The sequence below is a fragment of the Kitasatospora sp. NPDC059088 genome (assembly GCF_042738155.1).
Taxonomy (GTDB): domain Bacteria; phylum Actinomycetota; class Actinomycetes; order Streptomycetales; family Streptomycetaceae; genus Kitasatospora.
This window is the reverse complement of record NZ_JBHYGR010000079.1, coordinates 28,177-41,464: the sequence shown is the minus strand read 5'-3', so window position 1 is coordinate 41,464 and position 13,288 is coordinate 28,177. Positions and strand designations below refer to the sequence as shown.

The 13,288-nt window shown below is 74.2% G+C and carries 14 protein-coding genes; 7 read left to right on the top strand and 7 right to left on the bottom strand.

The window, feature by feature from the left end; all coding sequences use genetic code 11:
• Positions 1-76: 76 nt before the first annotated feature.
• Complete coding sequence (locus tag ACFWXO_RS29360) at positions 77-415, bottom strand: hypothetical protein (RefSeq protein ID WP_380527288.1); 339 nt, start codon at positions 413-415, stop codon at positions 77-79.
• A gap of 423 nt (positions 416-838) precedes the next feature.
• Here ACFWXO_RS29360 and ACFWXO_RS29355 point away from each other — a divergent pair, with 423 nt between their 5' ends.
• Positions 839-1,741, top strand: coding sequence for a hypothetical protein (locus ACFWXO_RS29355; RefSeq protein ID WP_380527287.1), 903 nt, complete (start codon positions 839-841; stop codon positions 1,739-1,741).
• 205 nt (positions 1,742-1,946) lie between these two features.
• Positions 1,947-2,153, top strand: coding sequence for a hypothetical protein (locus tag ACFWXO_RS29350; protein WP_380527284.1), 207 nt, complete (start codon positions 1,947-1,949; stop codon positions 2,151-2,153).
• A gap of 36 nt (positions 2,154-2,189) precedes the next feature.
• Here ACFWXO_RS29350 and lanL read toward each other — a convergent pair whose 3' ends face one another.
• The 3 genes from lanL to ACFWXO_RS29335 form a co-directional block, all read right to left on the bottom strand.
• Positions 2,190-4,709: a class IV lanthionine synthetase LanL gene (gene lanL / locus ACFWXO_RS29345; protein ID WP_380527283.1), complete on the bottom strand. Its 2,520-nt coding sequence runs from the start codon at positions 4,707-4,709 to the stop codon at positions 2,190-2,192.
• Between the two features lie 2 nt (positions 4,710-4,711).
• On the bottom strand, positions 4,712-4,879 hold the full coding sequence (locus tag ACFWXO_RS29340; RefSeq protein ID WP_380397793.1) for an SflA family class IV lanthipeptide: 168 nt from the start codon (positions 4,877-4,879) through the stop codon (positions 4,712-4,714).
• A 188-nt stretch (positions 4,880-5,067) separates the two neighbouring features.
• On the bottom strand, positions 5,068-5,703 hold the full coding sequence (locus tag ACFWXO_RS29335; RefSeq protein ID WP_380527281.1) for an NAD(P)-dependent oxidoreductase: 636 nt from the start codon (positions 5,701-5,703) through the stop codon (positions 5,068-5,070).
• A 92-nt stretch (positions 5,704-5,795) separates the two neighbouring features.
• Here ACFWXO_RS29335 and ACFWXO_RS29330 point away from each other — a divergent pair, with 92 nt between their 5' ends.
• Complete coding sequence (locus ACFWXO_RS29330; protein WP_380527278.1) at positions 5,796-6,452, top strand: TetR/AcrR family transcriptional regulator; 657 nt, start codon at positions 5,796-5,798, stop codon at positions 6,450-6,452.
• Between the two features lie 115 nt (positions 6,453-6,567).
• Entirely contained in the window at positions 6,568-7,035 is a 468-nt protein-coding gene (locus ACFWXO_RS29325) for a hypothetical protein (protein ID WP_380527276.1), read from the top strand.
• A gap of 78 nt (positions 7,036-7,113) precedes the next feature.
• On the opposite strand, the gene ACFWXO_RS29320 is transcribed toward ACFWXO_RS29325, so the two are convergent.
• Entirely contained in the window at positions 7,114-8,238 is a 1,125-nt protein-coding gene (locus ACFWXO_RS29320; RefSeq protein WP_380527275.1) for an FAD-dependent oxidoreductase, read from the bottom strand.
• A 95-nt stretch (positions 8,239-8,333) separates the two neighbouring features.
• On the opposite strand from ACFWXO_RS29320, the gene ACFWXO_RS29315 reads away from it, so the two are divergent.
• On the top strand, positions 8,334-9,059 hold the full coding sequence (locus tag ACFWXO_RS29315) for a TetR/AcrR family transcriptional regulator (protein ID WP_380527273.1): 726 nt from the start codon (positions 8,334-8,336) through the stop codon (positions 9,057-9,059).
• Positions 9,060-9,140: 81 nt separating this feature from the next.
• Positions 9,141-10,427 (top strand): MFS transporter, encoded by a 1,287-nt coding sequence (locus ACFWXO_RS29310; RefSeq protein ID WP_380527271.1) that lies wholly within the window; start codon positions 9,141-9,143, stop codon positions 10,425-10,427.
• A gap of 42 nt (positions 10,428-10,469) precedes the next feature.
• Here the strand turns inward: ACFWXO_RS29310 and ACFWXO_RS29305 are convergent, their stop codons facing one another.
• Positions 10,470-10,835, bottom strand: a complete 366-nt coding sequence (locus ACFWXO_RS29305; RefSeq protein WP_380527268.1) for a VOC family protein — start codon at positions 10,833-10,835, stop codon at positions 10,470-10,472.
• Between the two features lie 118 nt (positions 10,836-10,953).
• Complete coding sequence (locus ACFWXO_RS29300; RefSeq protein WP_380527266.1) at positions 10,954-11,445, bottom strand: Lrp/AsnC family transcriptional regulator; 492 nt, start codon at positions 11,443-11,445, stop codon at positions 10,954-10,956.
• Positions 11,446-11,629: 184 nt separating this feature from the next.
• Here ACFWXO_RS29300 and ACFWXO_RS29295 point away from each other — a divergent pair, with 184 nt between their 5' ends.
• Positions 11,630-13,285 carry a histidine decarboxylase gene (locus ACFWXO_RS29295; RefSeq protein ID WP_380527265.1) on the top strand — a complete coding sequence of 552 codons (1,656 nt, stop codon included), beginning with the start codon at positions 11,630-11,632 and terminating at the stop codon, positions 13,283-13,285.
• Positions 13,286-13,288: the final 3 nt, after the last annotated feature.

Sequence of the window (13,288 nt, the reverse complement as noted above, 5' to 3'; positions counted from 1 at the left end):
ACACCCCCTCCCCGGGTGGGGGGGGGGCGGCCCCGCCGCCCCCCCCCCCCCCCCCCCACGGTCGTCCGGTTCGCGCTCAGCGGGCGAGCAGCTCCGGCGCGCGGTGGGCCACCGTGCGCTCCGCCTCGCGCCGGCCGCGCGGGCCCAGCCGGGCGAGCAGGTGGTGGTCGACGGCGCCGCGGTGGATCCAGATCCCGGCGAGCGACTCGGCGCACAGGTCCACCAGGGTGTCGTCCGGCTGGGCCGGATCACCGGCGACCCCGGCCAGCGCCGCGACCACCTGGTCGGACGGGAATTCCTCCAACTGCGAGGCCGCGTCGTACCGTTCGTCCGTCCTGACACCGGCCGCCGTGCCGAGCAGGATGCCGATGAGCAGGGCCTCCTGCTCGCCGGGCAGGTAGTCGCGCCGGGCCACCGGTCGCTCCGCGGGCTCCTGGCGGGGTCTCCGCCGGCCCCACGAAAAGGTCTTCAACGGACTTCTCCCCCGGTGCGTCCCGCCGCGCTTCTCGGCACCGACCCTACCGCCGTCACGATCACCGGCGAGCTCGCCCCCGGCGCGCGCTGCCGTCCCGGGCGGGGCGCTCAGCCGCGGCCGGGTCCCGCCGTGCGGGCGAGGCGGGCCGGAGCGCCGCCCGGGGCCGCGGCGAACTGCGCGCCCGGTCCGCCGGGGACGCCGGCCGGTCCGGTCGGAGAGCCACCCGGAGGCGAGGTGGCCGAGGAACGACGCGGCGATGAACACCGCCAGGTGCCCGCTGCTCTTCGTCACCGAGAGGTGCCGGGTGGTGTGGAGATGGGTGAGCAGGGCGTGTCGGGCGGGCGGACGGGGTACCGGAAGTGCATGGCAGTCTTCCGAAAGCCGGGGCGCTTCAAGCGGCCGGACCGTTCCGGTCCGGTGCGTCCCGGGCCCGTTCCCCGGGGGGAGTCCGGTCCGGAGGGGGGTCTGGCCGAGGGCCTCGCCGAGCTGGTGGAGGGGGCCGAGCAGCCCACCGGGGCCTGGCAGGTCGCCGAGTACCACGCGGAGCGCGGGCGGGGGCGGGCGCTGGTGGCGGGCGTGGCCGGGCGGCTGGGCAGCGGGGGGCGGGCAGCGGCCCGGGGCGCGGCGCTCGGCGGCAAGGCGCTGACCGAGCAGCTGGTGCGTACGGCGCCGCGGATCCCGGTCCGCGACCTCGCGACCCTGCGCTCCCAGCACCCGGACGCGGCCGACCCCGAGCGGCTGGCCGACCTTCTGGTGGCCGGTGCCACCCGGGCCTCCGCCGCCCTCGGCGCGGGTGTCGGGGCGGCGGCCATGCTGCCGGTGCCGCCCGCGATGCCGCTGGAGATCGCGGCCGAGACGCTGGCGGTCGCGGCCGTGGAGGTGAAGCTGATCGCCGAGCTGCACGAGGTCTACGGCGTCCCGGCGCAGGGCAGTGCCACCCAGCGGGCCGGGGCCTACCTGGGGGCCTGGGCGAACCGCCGGGGGATCGACGCGATGCTGCTGACCCGCCCGGCGGGCTTCGCGGCGCTGGCCCTGGGGGCGGAGGTGCGCCAACAGGTGCGGCGCCGGCTCACCCGCAGCTGGATGCGCCGGCTGCCGTCCGTGACCCCGCTGCTGCTGGGCGCGGGCATCGGCGCGACGGTCAACCGGCGGGACACCCGACGGCTGGCCGGGCAGGTCCGCGACGACCTGCGGTCGCGTCCGCCGACGGACCGCGGGTACTGGGCGGTGGCCGGGCCGGCGGTCGAGGGCGAGATCGTGCCCTGACCCCCTGGACCCCTGACCCTCTGGACCCCATGACCGCTCGGACCCGGTGCGACGGGGTGGCGGGGGCTGTGCTGGGATGGGGTCCTGACCAGCTGAGGAGGGTGTTGTGACCGCGGAGTCGCATGCGGACTGCGGTCCGGTGCATTCCCTTGACCCGGACGCGCCGGTGTTCGTGTCGAAGCGCGTGCACCGCGGGGAGCCCGTGGTGAGCGTGTTCCTCGACCGGGACGGGGACTGGCAGGCGTTCTCGGCCACCGAGCCGCGGTGGTGGAAGGGCGGCCCGAAGCTGGTCCATGCCGCGCACCTGCTGGACGGTGATGCGTCCCTGGCCGAGCTGCCGGCCCTGCCGCTCGGCCACTGGGCGACCCGTACGGACGCCTCGTCGACGCAGTGGCAGGTCTTCCGGGGCTGACCGGGCCCCGATACAGGCCCGAGGCGAAGTGTGGCGTCAGTCGAGGAGGCCGAGGCGCGGCCCGCCCCGCTCGTGCAGCCGGCGGAGGAAGCCGAGCACCCCGGCGGAGCCGCCGGCCCAGGTGGCGCTGGGCCGGGCGAGGCCGGTGTCCGGGAACACCGGACGGGACGGCGGGCCGCCGCTGCGGCTCAGGAGGATCGCCGCGACGGTGTCGGCGGCGTCCCAGAACTCCTCGGCTCCGGTACCGCCGCCCGGGCCGGTGCCCGGGCCGGACGCGACGGCGACGTCCACCAGCAGCTCACCGACCCCGGCCAGCCCGCAGCACTGGGTGACCAGCGGCATCCGGGGCGCGAGCGCGGCGCAGGTGCGCGCGGTCTGCCGGGCGAGGTCCAGGTACCCGGGTTCGGCCAGCCGGTCGGCGGCCCGGACCAGCACCGATCCGACCCCGGCCAGGCCCCGGCACCAGGAGCCGTAGCGGCGGGTCGCCCCCGGCGCGGTGGCCCGGGCGATCAGCGCCGGGATGTCGGCGGCGAGTCGGGCGCAGGCCTGCTCGGCCCGGTGCCGGTCGGCCCGGTCGCCGCCGGTGCTCCCGTACTCCAGCAGGAAGTAGGCGACGCCCGCGGTGCCGTGTGCCAGGCCCTCGCGCAGTGCGGCACTGCCCGGCGTGTCCGCCCCGGCGGGTGACAGGCGGGCCCGGCCGGTGGCCAGCAGCCGGGCGCACTCGGCGGCGACGGCGAGGTGCCGCTCCCGCCCGGCGGGATGGGCCCGGGCGAGCAGCAGCCGGCCGATGCCGATTCCGGCGACGCCCTCGATCAGGTCGGCCTCGGGCGGTCCGCCGTCCGGGCCGTGGGCGGGCAGGTCCTCGCCTCCGCCGATGGGCGACCCGGCCCGGGCGAGGAACAGGTCGACCCCGGTGCGGCCCGAGTAGAACCCCGGGGACAGCCGCCGGGACTGCCCCGCCGTCCACTCGGCCAGCGCCGCCACGGCCTCCGGCACGCCGGGCCGGTGGAGGTGGTGGAGGAGTTCCAGGCCGAGTCCCGCGCTGCCGCCGTAGACGTCGATCGGCGTCGGGACGGCCGCTCGGGCGGCGAGCACCGGGTCGGCGATCCGGTGCGCCTCGGCGACGCAGTACGCGGTGGTGTGTTCGACGACCTCGCGGAGCCGGTCGGGGTCGAGCCGGTAGCGGCGCGGCAGCGGCGGGGGTGGTGTCCGGACAGCCGTACCACTGCGGAGCCGGTCCGCGCCGGTGGTGCGGACAGCCGGGTCGGGGCTGGTCAACTCGGCGATCAGTGAGCGGAGTTGACGGTGCTCCTCGCCGGGCAGGGCCCAGGCCAGCCCGGCCAGGGTGCGCTCCCGGTTGACGGCGGCGTCGCCGTCGACGATCACCGGGTCCAGCCCGGTGGCGGCGAAGCCGAGGGTCGCGCCCAGGGCGTGGAAGTCGTCGGCGGGCCGCGCGGGTTGCCCGGGCGGGCGGCGTACCGGGTCGCTGTAGCCGGGGGTCGAGCCGTCCGGGCCGGTGCCGTCCAGCGCGCTGATGCCGAAGTCGACCAAGTGGCAGCGGCCTTCGGCGTCCAGTGCGACGTTGTCGGGTTTGAGGTCGCGGACGACCACGCCCCGGCGGTGGATGCCGTCCAGCAGGCGCAGCAGTCGGCGGGCCAGGTCGGCGAGCCGGGCGGCCCCGTACGGTCCGTGCTCCTGGACGTCCCGGCGCAGGTCCCGGTCGCCGCAGCTGGTCATCACCAGGTACTCGTCCGAGCGGTGCCGGAACGCGTCGAGGGCCCGGGGCACGCCGGGGAGGCCGTCGAGGGCGGTGAGCACGGCCCGTTCGTTGCGCAGTCGGTCGCGGGCGTCGGCGCCGGACTCGTCCTCGGCGACGAAGGCCCGGGCCTGCTTGACGACCACGGGCCGTCCGGTGGTCAGGTCCACCGCCCGGTAGACGTTGCCCTGGGGTTTGCGGGCGATGCCGCCGGTGATCCGGTAGCGGCCGCCGCCGAGTCCGGGGGAGTCCTGGGTGGGCACCGCGTTGTGCGGGAACGGGTCCTCGGCCCAGGGCGGGCACCGGTAGGAGCCGGCCGCCAGCCCGTCGAAGGCCCGGCCGTCGGGGCCGACCATGACGGACTCCAGGCGGCCGCCGCGCCCGGTGCGGTAGTCGCCGGTGAAGGGCCCGTACCGGTAGTAGACGGGGGCGTCGGGGTCGACCCGCCGGTCGCTCACGACCTGCGGTCCCTGCTGCCCGCGCAGCGCCGCGACCAGTTCCGCGGCCAGTGCGACGGCGGTGCCCGGCGCCGGGTAGACGGTGAGTGCCTTGCCGACCGAAGCGGCGCTCCGCGCACCGGAGTTGAGCTCCCGCAGCACCTCCGGGCCGCGCGCCCACTTGGCGTGGCAGACGTGCCGGGCCAGCACGGGCAGGGCGAGGGCGAGCAGGGTGTCGAGCCCGCCGGGGCGGGCCGAGACGTGCAGCTTCCAACCGTGCTCCACCGCCGGCATCCGCGGGTCGTTCAGGTACGACCAGGTCTCGTCGGACCGGTCGCCGCGTCCGGCGGTGGAACCGGTCACCGTCAGGAGTTGAAGTCGCAGGCGAAGCGGGTGGTGGCGGTCACCCACGGGTCGGCGAGACATGCTGTGGCCTCGCGGTCGCCGCGGTCGTCGTCCTCGAACGCGATGGTCTCGTCATCGACCAGCAGCGGGCCCGCGTCGCGGATCTCCTCGATCATGGTTCCGGGCATGGGAAACCTCCAGATCTTGTCGTGCCTCCGGTGATGGTGCGGGCCGCGGCCCCTGCGGCTGACCGAGCGGGCCGGGATCCCGAAGCACGAAGGTAGGGAGGAACGTTCCGCCTGACAAGGGGTCAGGACGCACCAACTCCACTTCCCGGACACATCCGTGGAGGAACGGTAAACACCGCTCGCGATGCTCAGGAGCTGACGCCGACCGCGTGCCGGAAGCTCGTCGGGTCGGTGACCAGGTCCAGCATGGCCCGGGCGACGTCGGCGCGCGGCACGGTGGACCCGGCGGGCCCGGACTCGACGGCGTGCCGGTAGCGGCCCCGGCCCGGCCGGTCGGTCAGTCGCGGCGGCCGGACGGCCGTCCAGTCCAGGTCGCTCGCGCGCAGCACGCCTTCCATCGCCTCCAGGTCGGTGTACACGTCCCGGAGCACCGCCCAGAGCAGCGGGCCGAAGGCCTTCGCGGCGAGCAGCGGCTGCCCGGCCCCGGAGCGGTTGAGCGGGGCGGCGCTGACCACCAGGAGGCGGCGCACCCCGGTGGCCGTCATGGCGGCGGCCGCCGCGCGGGCGGAGTTGGAGGCGGGTTCGAGTGGATCGCGCCGGCCGGCCTGGCCGATGGCCGAGAGGACGGCGTCGGCGCCCGCGACCACCGGCTCCAGCGAGGCGGCGTCGAGGGCGTCGGCCTTGACCACGGTCAGCCGGTCGTGCCGGAGGGGGAGTCGGGCCGGGTCGCGGACGGCGGCCGTGACCAGGTGTCCGTCGGCGAGGGCGAGGGTGACCAGCTGGCGGCCGATGCCGCCGGTGGCGCCCAGGACGGTGAGTTTCATGGCCCCTCCCGTGGGGTGGGTGAGTGCTCACTTCTGCTGTCCTCCTCATGGTGGGTGAGTGCTCACCCACCTGTCAAGGTAGGCTGGTGCCCATGACGAACGAGGGGAACCGCGAGGACGGCCGGCCGCTCACCGGCGGGGCGCTGACCAGGGCCCGGGTGCTGGATGCCGCCGCCCGGCTGATCGGCACGGTCGGACTGGTCCGCGCCACCACGAAGCAGATCGCGCGGGAGGCCGGCTGCTCGGAGGCGGCGCTGTACAAGCACTTCCGGGACAAGGAGGACATCTTCGTCCGCGTCCTGCGCGAACGCGCCCCGCGCCTGGCCGCGGCCGTCGCCGAACTCCCCGACCGGGCCGGGCAGGGCTCGGTGCGCGAGCACCTGGAGGCGGTCGTGCTGATCGCCGTGCCGTTCTACCGGCAGTCCTTCCCGATGGCCGGCGGCCTGCTCGCCAGTCCCGAGCTGCTCGCCGCCCACCGCCGCAAGCTCGACGACGCCGGTCCGCACCACGTCAGCTCCCACCTGGCCGAGTACCTGCGCGCCGAACAGCGGCTCGGCCGGGTCGCCGCCGACGTCGACCCGCACGCCGCCGCGATGCTGCTGATCGGCGCCTGCTTCCACCGGGCCTTCCTGGAGGTCTTCTACGCCGGGGAGGCCCCGACCGAGGCGCTGGTGCCCGCGGATCCGGAGGAGTTCGCGGCGGCGACGGTCCGGGCCCTGGTCGGCGGGATCGAAGCCCCGGGGGCCTGAGGCATTCGGCCGAGGATGTCGCGCGGGGTGACCGGCCCGATGCCTAGCGCGACCTCCTGGCCGGGCCAACGTCCTGGTCGGCAACTTCAACAACGCGGCGAACCCGCCGACCGGCTTGCAGGGCACCGGCACCACACTGGTCCAGATCACCCCGGACGGCACCCCGGACGACCTTCGCCAGCAGACGGACCCGGCGGCCCTGGTGGTCGGCCCGACCGGGGTCGGCCTCCACGACGGCACGCTCTACGTCGCCGACACGGTGCTCAGCCGGATCACCGCGATCCCGGACGCGTTCACCCGCAAGGACAGCGCCGGCACCGGCCGGGTCGTCACCTCGGGCGGCAACCTCAACGCCCCGCTGGGCATGGCGATCACGCCGCGGGGTGACATCCTTACCGTCAACGGCGGGGACGGCAACATCGTCGAGACCGACCGGGCGGGCCGCCAGGTGGCGGTCAAGACGATCAACAACGAGGGCACTCCGCCCGGCGCGGGCGCGCTCTTCGGCCTCGACTTGAACCTCGACCACGAAGCGGTCTACTTCGTCAACGACGCGGACAACGTCCTCGACGTCCTGCACTGACGGCGGGCGCCCTCGGGCCGGAGCCCGTCCGGCCCGGGGCGGAGCGGTCCGGGGCGGAGCGGTCCGGTGGCTTCGGCCTCAGGAGAGCTTCGCTCCGGGGGCGAAGGCGGGAAGCTTCTGGAGACTGCTGCGCACGGCCTCGCTGCCGTACTCGAACATCTGCCGCTCGTAGGCGTCGACCGCGCCGAGCAGGTCACGGCGGCCTTCGTCCGCCTCGATCAGGCGGCGGCGCAGGAGGTCGGCGTCGCGCAGCGCGGTGTTCGCGCCGTTGCCGCCGGTCGGGGAGGTGGCGTGGATCGCGTCGCCGAGCAGCGTGACCGGGCCGCAGGCCCAGCGCTCGCCGGGCTCGACCACCCGGATGGAGAGCAGCGCGCTGTTGTCGGGGTCGGCCTGCTCGATAAGCGCGCGCAGCTGGGGGTGCCAGCCTGCCATCCTGGACAGCACGGCGTCCTGCGCGGTCAGGTCCTCCAGCGACCCGTTCGGCGGCAGGATCATGGCCCAGCGCACGTAGTCGCCGATGTCGGGCAGCGTGACCTCGGGGGCCAGTCGCTCGGCGGCCTGCCGCGGCGGGGTGCGGAAGCGCATCGCGCCGAGCAGCAGGCTGACGCCGTCGCCGGTGATCTTCGAGCCGTAGGCCTTGGACAGGTCGGCGAACTCGTCGGTCAGCGGGGTGCGGCCGATGACGAACCGGACGCCGGTGTCGGTCGGGGCGGTCCGCGGTGAGAGCACCCCGCGGACCGCGGAGGTGACGCCGTCCGCGCCGACGAGCAGGTCGGCGGTGGCCGGGTCGCGGCGGGCGAACCGGGCCCGGACCTGGCCGTCGGCCAGCACGTCGTAGCCGGTCAGGGCGGCATCGGTGTGCACGGTGAGGCCGGTCAGCAACAGCTGTCGCAGCACCTGCCGGTCGACCACGATGCCGGTCCGGCTCGCGCCGAGCCTGCCGATCTCCTTCAACTGCGGGTCCAGGACCAGCTGTTCGGCGGAGGCGTCCATGACGATCTCGTCCAGCAGCGGGTGCCAGCGCGTCGGCAGGCAGTCGCGCACCGCCTGGAATCCGACCGGGTCGAGCACGAGCCGGTAGCCCTGGAACCGGGCGGCGATCCCCGGATCGCGCTCGAACACCTCGGCCTCGATCCCGGCTCCGCGCAGACCCTGCGCGAGGGCCAGACCTCCGAGGCCGGCTCCGACGACGGAAACGCGCATCACACACCTCCAGGAGAGCGGGACGAACTTTGTTCGTCCTGACGATCTAAGTTCTACGCAACGAACATTGATCGTGTCAAGGTAGAGTGGTCGACATGCCCGCCGATCCCCGCCAGCGACGCGCGGCCCGCCACGCCCAACCCGCGGCGGAGGCCGCCGCACCGACGCCACGCAAGAAGCCGATCACCGTCGAACGGATCACCGACGCCGCCCTGGAGGTCGTCGCCGCCGAGGGGTACGACGCGCTGACCATCCGCCGGGTCGCCGCCGTGCTCGGCACCGGTCCGTCGTCGCTGTACGCGCACATCGTCAACAAGGACGACATCGACGATCTGCTGATCGGCCGGCTCTACGCCGAGGTCGTACTCCCGGAGCCGGATCCGGCCGCCTGGCGCGATCAACTGCTCGGGGTGTACACGCAGATCCGCGATCTGTACCTGGAGTACCCCGGAGTCTCGCGCGCCGCGCTGGCCACGGTGTCGACCAACCTGGAGACGCTGCGGGTCGGCGAAGGAATCCTGGCGATCCTGCTCGCGGGCGGCATCGAGCCGAGGGCGGCCGGCTGGGCCCGTGACGCGATGTCCCTCTACGTCAGCGCCTACGCGCTGGAGCAGTCGCTGGTCCGGCGACGGCGCGGGCACCCGGATCAGGAATGGGTGCTCAGCCGGGAGGAGTTGTTGGACCGCTTCACCGCACTGCCCGCCGAGCGGTTCCCGCAGACCCGACGCCATGCCGCGGAGCTGATCTCCGGCACCGGACCCGACCGCTTCGAGTTCGCCCTCGGCCAGCTCATGAACAACCTGCGGCCCGCGACCGGTTGACCTGCGGCGTGGGGGCACGCCGCCTTCACCCGCACACCCGTGATCCCGGCACGACACGATCGACAGACAACGGAGTACCGGGTGAGTCAAGCCCCCACCACGTCAACCGCCGGCGTTCCCGGGGGAGTCGGCGACGCACGCCCGTCCTGGCCGGTGCGGCGCGGGCTGCTGCCGGAGTCCGGTCCCCAGCGGAAGCTGGCCCTGGCCGGCTTCGTCAACCAGCTCGGCACCGCGGCCTTCCTGGCGACCGTGCCGCTGTACGCCCATCAGGTGATCCAGCTGTCCGTCGGGCAGGTCGGACTCGCTCTCGGCCTCGCGGGAGTGGTCGGTCTGGTCGCCGGGATCCCGGTGGGACAGCTGGCCGACCGCCGCGGCCCGCGGGACATCTTCGTGGTCACTCTGCTGATCCAGGCGCTGTCCATGCTGTCGCTGCTGTTCGCCCACTCGTTCCTGGCGTTCACGCTGGCCGTGGCCGTGACGGACCTCGCCGGCGCGTCCGGCGGTGCGGCCCGCGGCCCGTTGATCCGCCGCTTCGGCGGTGACGAGGTGCCGAGGTTCCGCTCCTACCTGCGCTCGGTGGCCATGCTCGCCGGGACCTTCGGCGCGATGGCGGCCGGAGCGGTGGTGCAGATCGACAGCGACCTCGCCTACCGCGTCCTCATCCTCGGCAACGCGCTGACGTTCATCGGCAGTGCCGCCGTCCTGGTCGGGCTGCCCAGGCTCGCCGCCTTGGCGCCCCCGCGCGAGGAGGGCCGGTGGATCGCGCTCAAGGACAAGCCGTACCTGGCGTTCGTCGTGCTCGACGGCATCCTGTGGATCCAGAGCGAGGTGCTGTCGTTCGCGCTGCCGCTGTGGGTGGTCCTGCACACCGACGCACCGCGGTGGTTCGTCGGTCCGGCGATCGCCGTCAACACCGTGATGGTGGTGTTGCTGCAGATCCGGACCGGTCGCGGGGTCAGGGGCGGCACGGTCGCCGGCCGGGCCGTCCGCCGCGCCGGGCTGGCGTTCATGGTCGGCATGGCGGTCATCGCGACGGCCTCCGGAGTACCCGGCTGGGCCGCCGTGGCCGTCATGACGGTGGGCGTCGCCGTTCACACGGTGGGCTCGCTGTGGCATGCGGCCGGGTCGCTGGAACTGCGGTTCCGGCTGGCTCCCGCACACGCCCAGGGCCAGTACTCCGGAGTGTTCGGCATGGGCATGGGCCTGTGCTACACCGTCGCACCGAGCCTGCTGGGCCTGCTCTGCGTGACCTGGGGGGTGCCCGGCTGGCTCGTGATGGGCGGCGTGTTCGTCGCGGCCGGCCTCGCCATGCCCCACGTGGTCCGGTGGGCGGGCCGCAGCCGGGAGTTGGCGGACACCGCCGCCTGAGCCGCCCCCGGACCCGGCGCCCCCTCGCTCCGGAACGCACCACTAGGCAGGCGACATGACCTCGTACAGGTTCCCGGCGTCATCGGTGAAGTACAGCCCGCGGGCGCACAGCGGGTGGTGGGTCCGCCCGTTGCCGGGCTCACGGGGGTCGTCGCCGTAGGGCACCCCGGCGGCCCGCAGCCGGTCGAGGATCCCGTCGAAGGTGTCCGGGTCCACGTCGAAGGCCAGGTGGTGGCCGGACGGGTCCGCCGTCGTCAGGAAGTCCAGCGTCAGCGAGTCGTTCACCCGCACCGGCGCGAAGTGCCGGTCGGGGCCGGGGTAGTCCAGGCCCATGACGGAGGCGAAGAAGCGCGCCGCCGCCTCGTTGTCGACGGCCGGGACGATGGTGTGGTTCAGCGAGATGGGCATGCTCCGCCTTCCTGGGTGACTGGTCATCGGGACGTCGGGTCGTACCACGCAGCGGGGGCGGGATAGGTTGCGGTCGACCGGACCTGACGGTTCGTCGGAGTGGCGGGCGGGCCGGCCGTCAGGGGCCGGGGGCGAGGTAGCGGCGGCCCGGTATCTGTTCGAAGATCAGGTTGGTGCGGGTCTGGGCCACCGCGGGGTGGGTGGTGAGGTGGTCGACGACGAAGTCGCGCAGCGACTCGGGGCCCGCGACGCCGACGTGCAGCAGGTAGTCGTCCGAGCCGGCCATGTGGAAGACGGCGAGGACGCCGGGCAGGTCGGGGGCGGTGCTGCGGAAGCTCTCGTTCTGCTCCCGGGTGTGGGCGCGCAGCCGCACCGAGATCATCGCCTGGAGCGGCAGGCCGATCGCGGCCGGGTCGAGTTCGGCGCGGAAGCCGCGGATGATGCCGCGGTCCCGGAGGGCGCGGACCCGGGCCAGGCAGGTGGAGGGGGCGATGCCGACGGCGGCCGCGAGGGCGTTGTTCGGGAGGCGGGCGTCGTCGGCCAGGGCGCGGACGATCGCCCGGTCGACGTCGTCGAGGGGTGAGCGCCTGACCTGCGGATTGTTCGGCATGCCTGCCAGGATCCCAGCCCGTTCCGCAGATTCGCAAACCTGATCGACCCGGAACCGAATGTTCCTCGGAAGGGCTTCCCCCGGGCGCCCGAAAGTTCCATCCTTACCGACGGTCCTCCCCGGCACCCAGGGTGACGGTGGCGACCTCCCGCCGTCGTCCCCGCACCTCCGGAGCGCCCCGCCCATGAGCCCGACCGCCTTCCCCTCCGCCGCGACCGCCGTCGACCCCGGTCCGGAGCTGGACGGCGGCGACTTCGCCCTCCCCGAGGGCGGTCTGGACGAGGCCGGGCGGCTGCGCGCGCTCGACGCGGTGGACGAGTACCTGACCCGCAAGCGCAAGCACCTGGTCGGCTACCAGGCCACCCAGGACATGCAGGGCACCGCGCTGGACCTCGCCCGGTTCCTGCCGAACAACATCAACAACCTCGGGGACCCGTTCCAGAGCGGCGGCTACAAGCCCAACACCAAGGTCGTCGAGCGGGCCGTGCTCGACTACTACGCCAAGCTCTGGCACGCCGAGCGCCCGCACGACCCGGCAGACCCGGAGTCCTACTGGGGCTACATGCTGTCCATGGGTTCCACCGAGGGCAACATGTACGCCCTGTGGAACGCCCGGGACTACCTGAGCGGCAAGGCGCTGATCCAGCCGCCGACCGAGCCCCTGGACGCGGTGCGCTACGTCAAGGCCGACCCCGACCGGCGGAACCCGAACGCCCACCACCCGGTGGCGTTCTACTCCGAGGACACCCACTACTCCTTCGCCAAGGCCGTCGCCGTGCTGGGCGTGGAGACCTTCCACGCCGTCGGCCTGGAGAAGTACCCGGACGAGTGCCCGCTGGTCGACCCGGTGACCGGCCGCCGCGACTGGCCCACCGAGGTGCCGTCCCGCCCGGGCCCGTCCGGCCTGTCCTGGGACGGCACCGGGGAGATAGACGTCGACGCGCTCGCCGTCCTGGTCGAGTTCTTCGCCGCCAAGGGCCACCCGGTCTTCGTCAACCTCAACCTCGGCAGCACCTTCAAGGGCGCCCACGACGACGTCCGCGCGGTCTGCGAGCGGCTGCTGCCGATCTTCGAGCGGCACGGACTGGTGCGCCGCGAGGTCGTCTACGGCAGCTGCCCGCGGACCGGCCGTCCACTGGTCGACGTGCGCCGCGGCTTCTGGATCCACGTGGACGGCGCACTCGGCGCAGGCTACGCGCCGTTCCTGCGGCTGGCCGCCCAGGATCCGGAGGCGTACGGCTGGACGCCCGAGGCGGAGCTGCCCGAGTTCGACTTCGGGCTGCGGCTGCCCACCGCCGGGCACGGCGAGGTCGACATGGTCTCCTCGATCGCGATGAGCGGCCACAAGTGGGCCGGCGCGCCCTGGCCGTGCGGCATCTACATGACCAAGGTGAAGTACCAGATCTCGCCGCCGTCCCAGCCCGACTACATCGGCGCGCCGGACACCACCTTCGCCGGCTCCCGCAACGGGTTCTCCCCGCTGATCCTCTGGGACCACCTGTCCCGGTACTCCTACCGCGACCAGGTCGGCCGGATCCGCGAGGCCCAGGAGCTCGCCGCCTACCTGGAGCGGCGCCTGACCGCGATGGAGCGGGAGCTCGGCGTCGAGCTCTGGCCGGCCCGCACCCCGGGCGCGGTCACCGTGCGGTTCCGCAAGCCGAGCCCGGAGCTGGTGGCCAAGTGGTCGCTGTCCTCCCAGGACGTGGTGATGGTCCCGGGCGACGAGACCACCCGGCGCAGCTACGTGCACGTCTTCGTGATGCCCTCGGTGGACCGGGCCAAGCTGGACGCCCTGCTCGCCGAACTCGCCGAGGACCCGGTGGTCCTGGGCGCCTCCTGACGA

Bases quoted from the DNA above. Each gene is read 5' to 3' on its own strand.
- ACFWXO_RS29355 (WP_380527287.1), top strand. From the start codon at position 839: ATGGCAGTCTTCCGAAAGCCGGGGCGCTTCAAGCGGCCGGACCGTTCC.
- ACFWXO_RS29340 (WP_380397793.1), bottom strand. From the start codon at position 4,879: ATGCCCGGAACCATGATCGAGGAGATCCGCGACGCGGGCCCGCTGCTG.
- ACFWXO_RS29335 (WP_380527281.1), bottom strand. From the start codon at position 5,703: ATGAAACTCACCGTCCTGGGCGCCACCGGCGGCATCGGCCGCCAGCTG.
- ACFWXO_RS29330 (WP_380527278.1), top strand. From the start codon at position 5,796: ATGACGAACGAGGGGAACCGCGAGGACGGCCGGCCGCTCACCGGCGGG.
- ACFWXO_RS29320 (WP_380527275.1), bottom strand. From the start codon at position 8,238: ATGCGCGTTTCCGTCGTCGGAGCCGGCCTCGGAGGTCTGGCCCTCGCG.
- ACFWXO_RS29315 (WP_380527273.1), top strand. From the start codon at position 8,334: ATGCCCGCCGATCCCCGCCAGCGACGCGCGGCCCGCCACGCCCAACCC.
- ACFWXO_RS29305 (WP_380527268.1), bottom strand. From the start codon at position 10,835: ATGCCCATCTCGCTGAACCACACCATCGTCCCGGCCGTCGACAACGAG.
- ACFWXO_RS29300 (WP_380527266.1), bottom strand. From the start codon at position 11,445: ATGCCGAACAATCCGCAGGTCAGGCGCTCACCCCTCGACGACGTCGAC.
- ACFWXO_RS29295 (WP_380527265.1), top strand. From the start codon at position 11,630: ATGAGCCCGACCGCCTTCCCCTCCGCCGCGACCGCCGTCGACCCCGGT.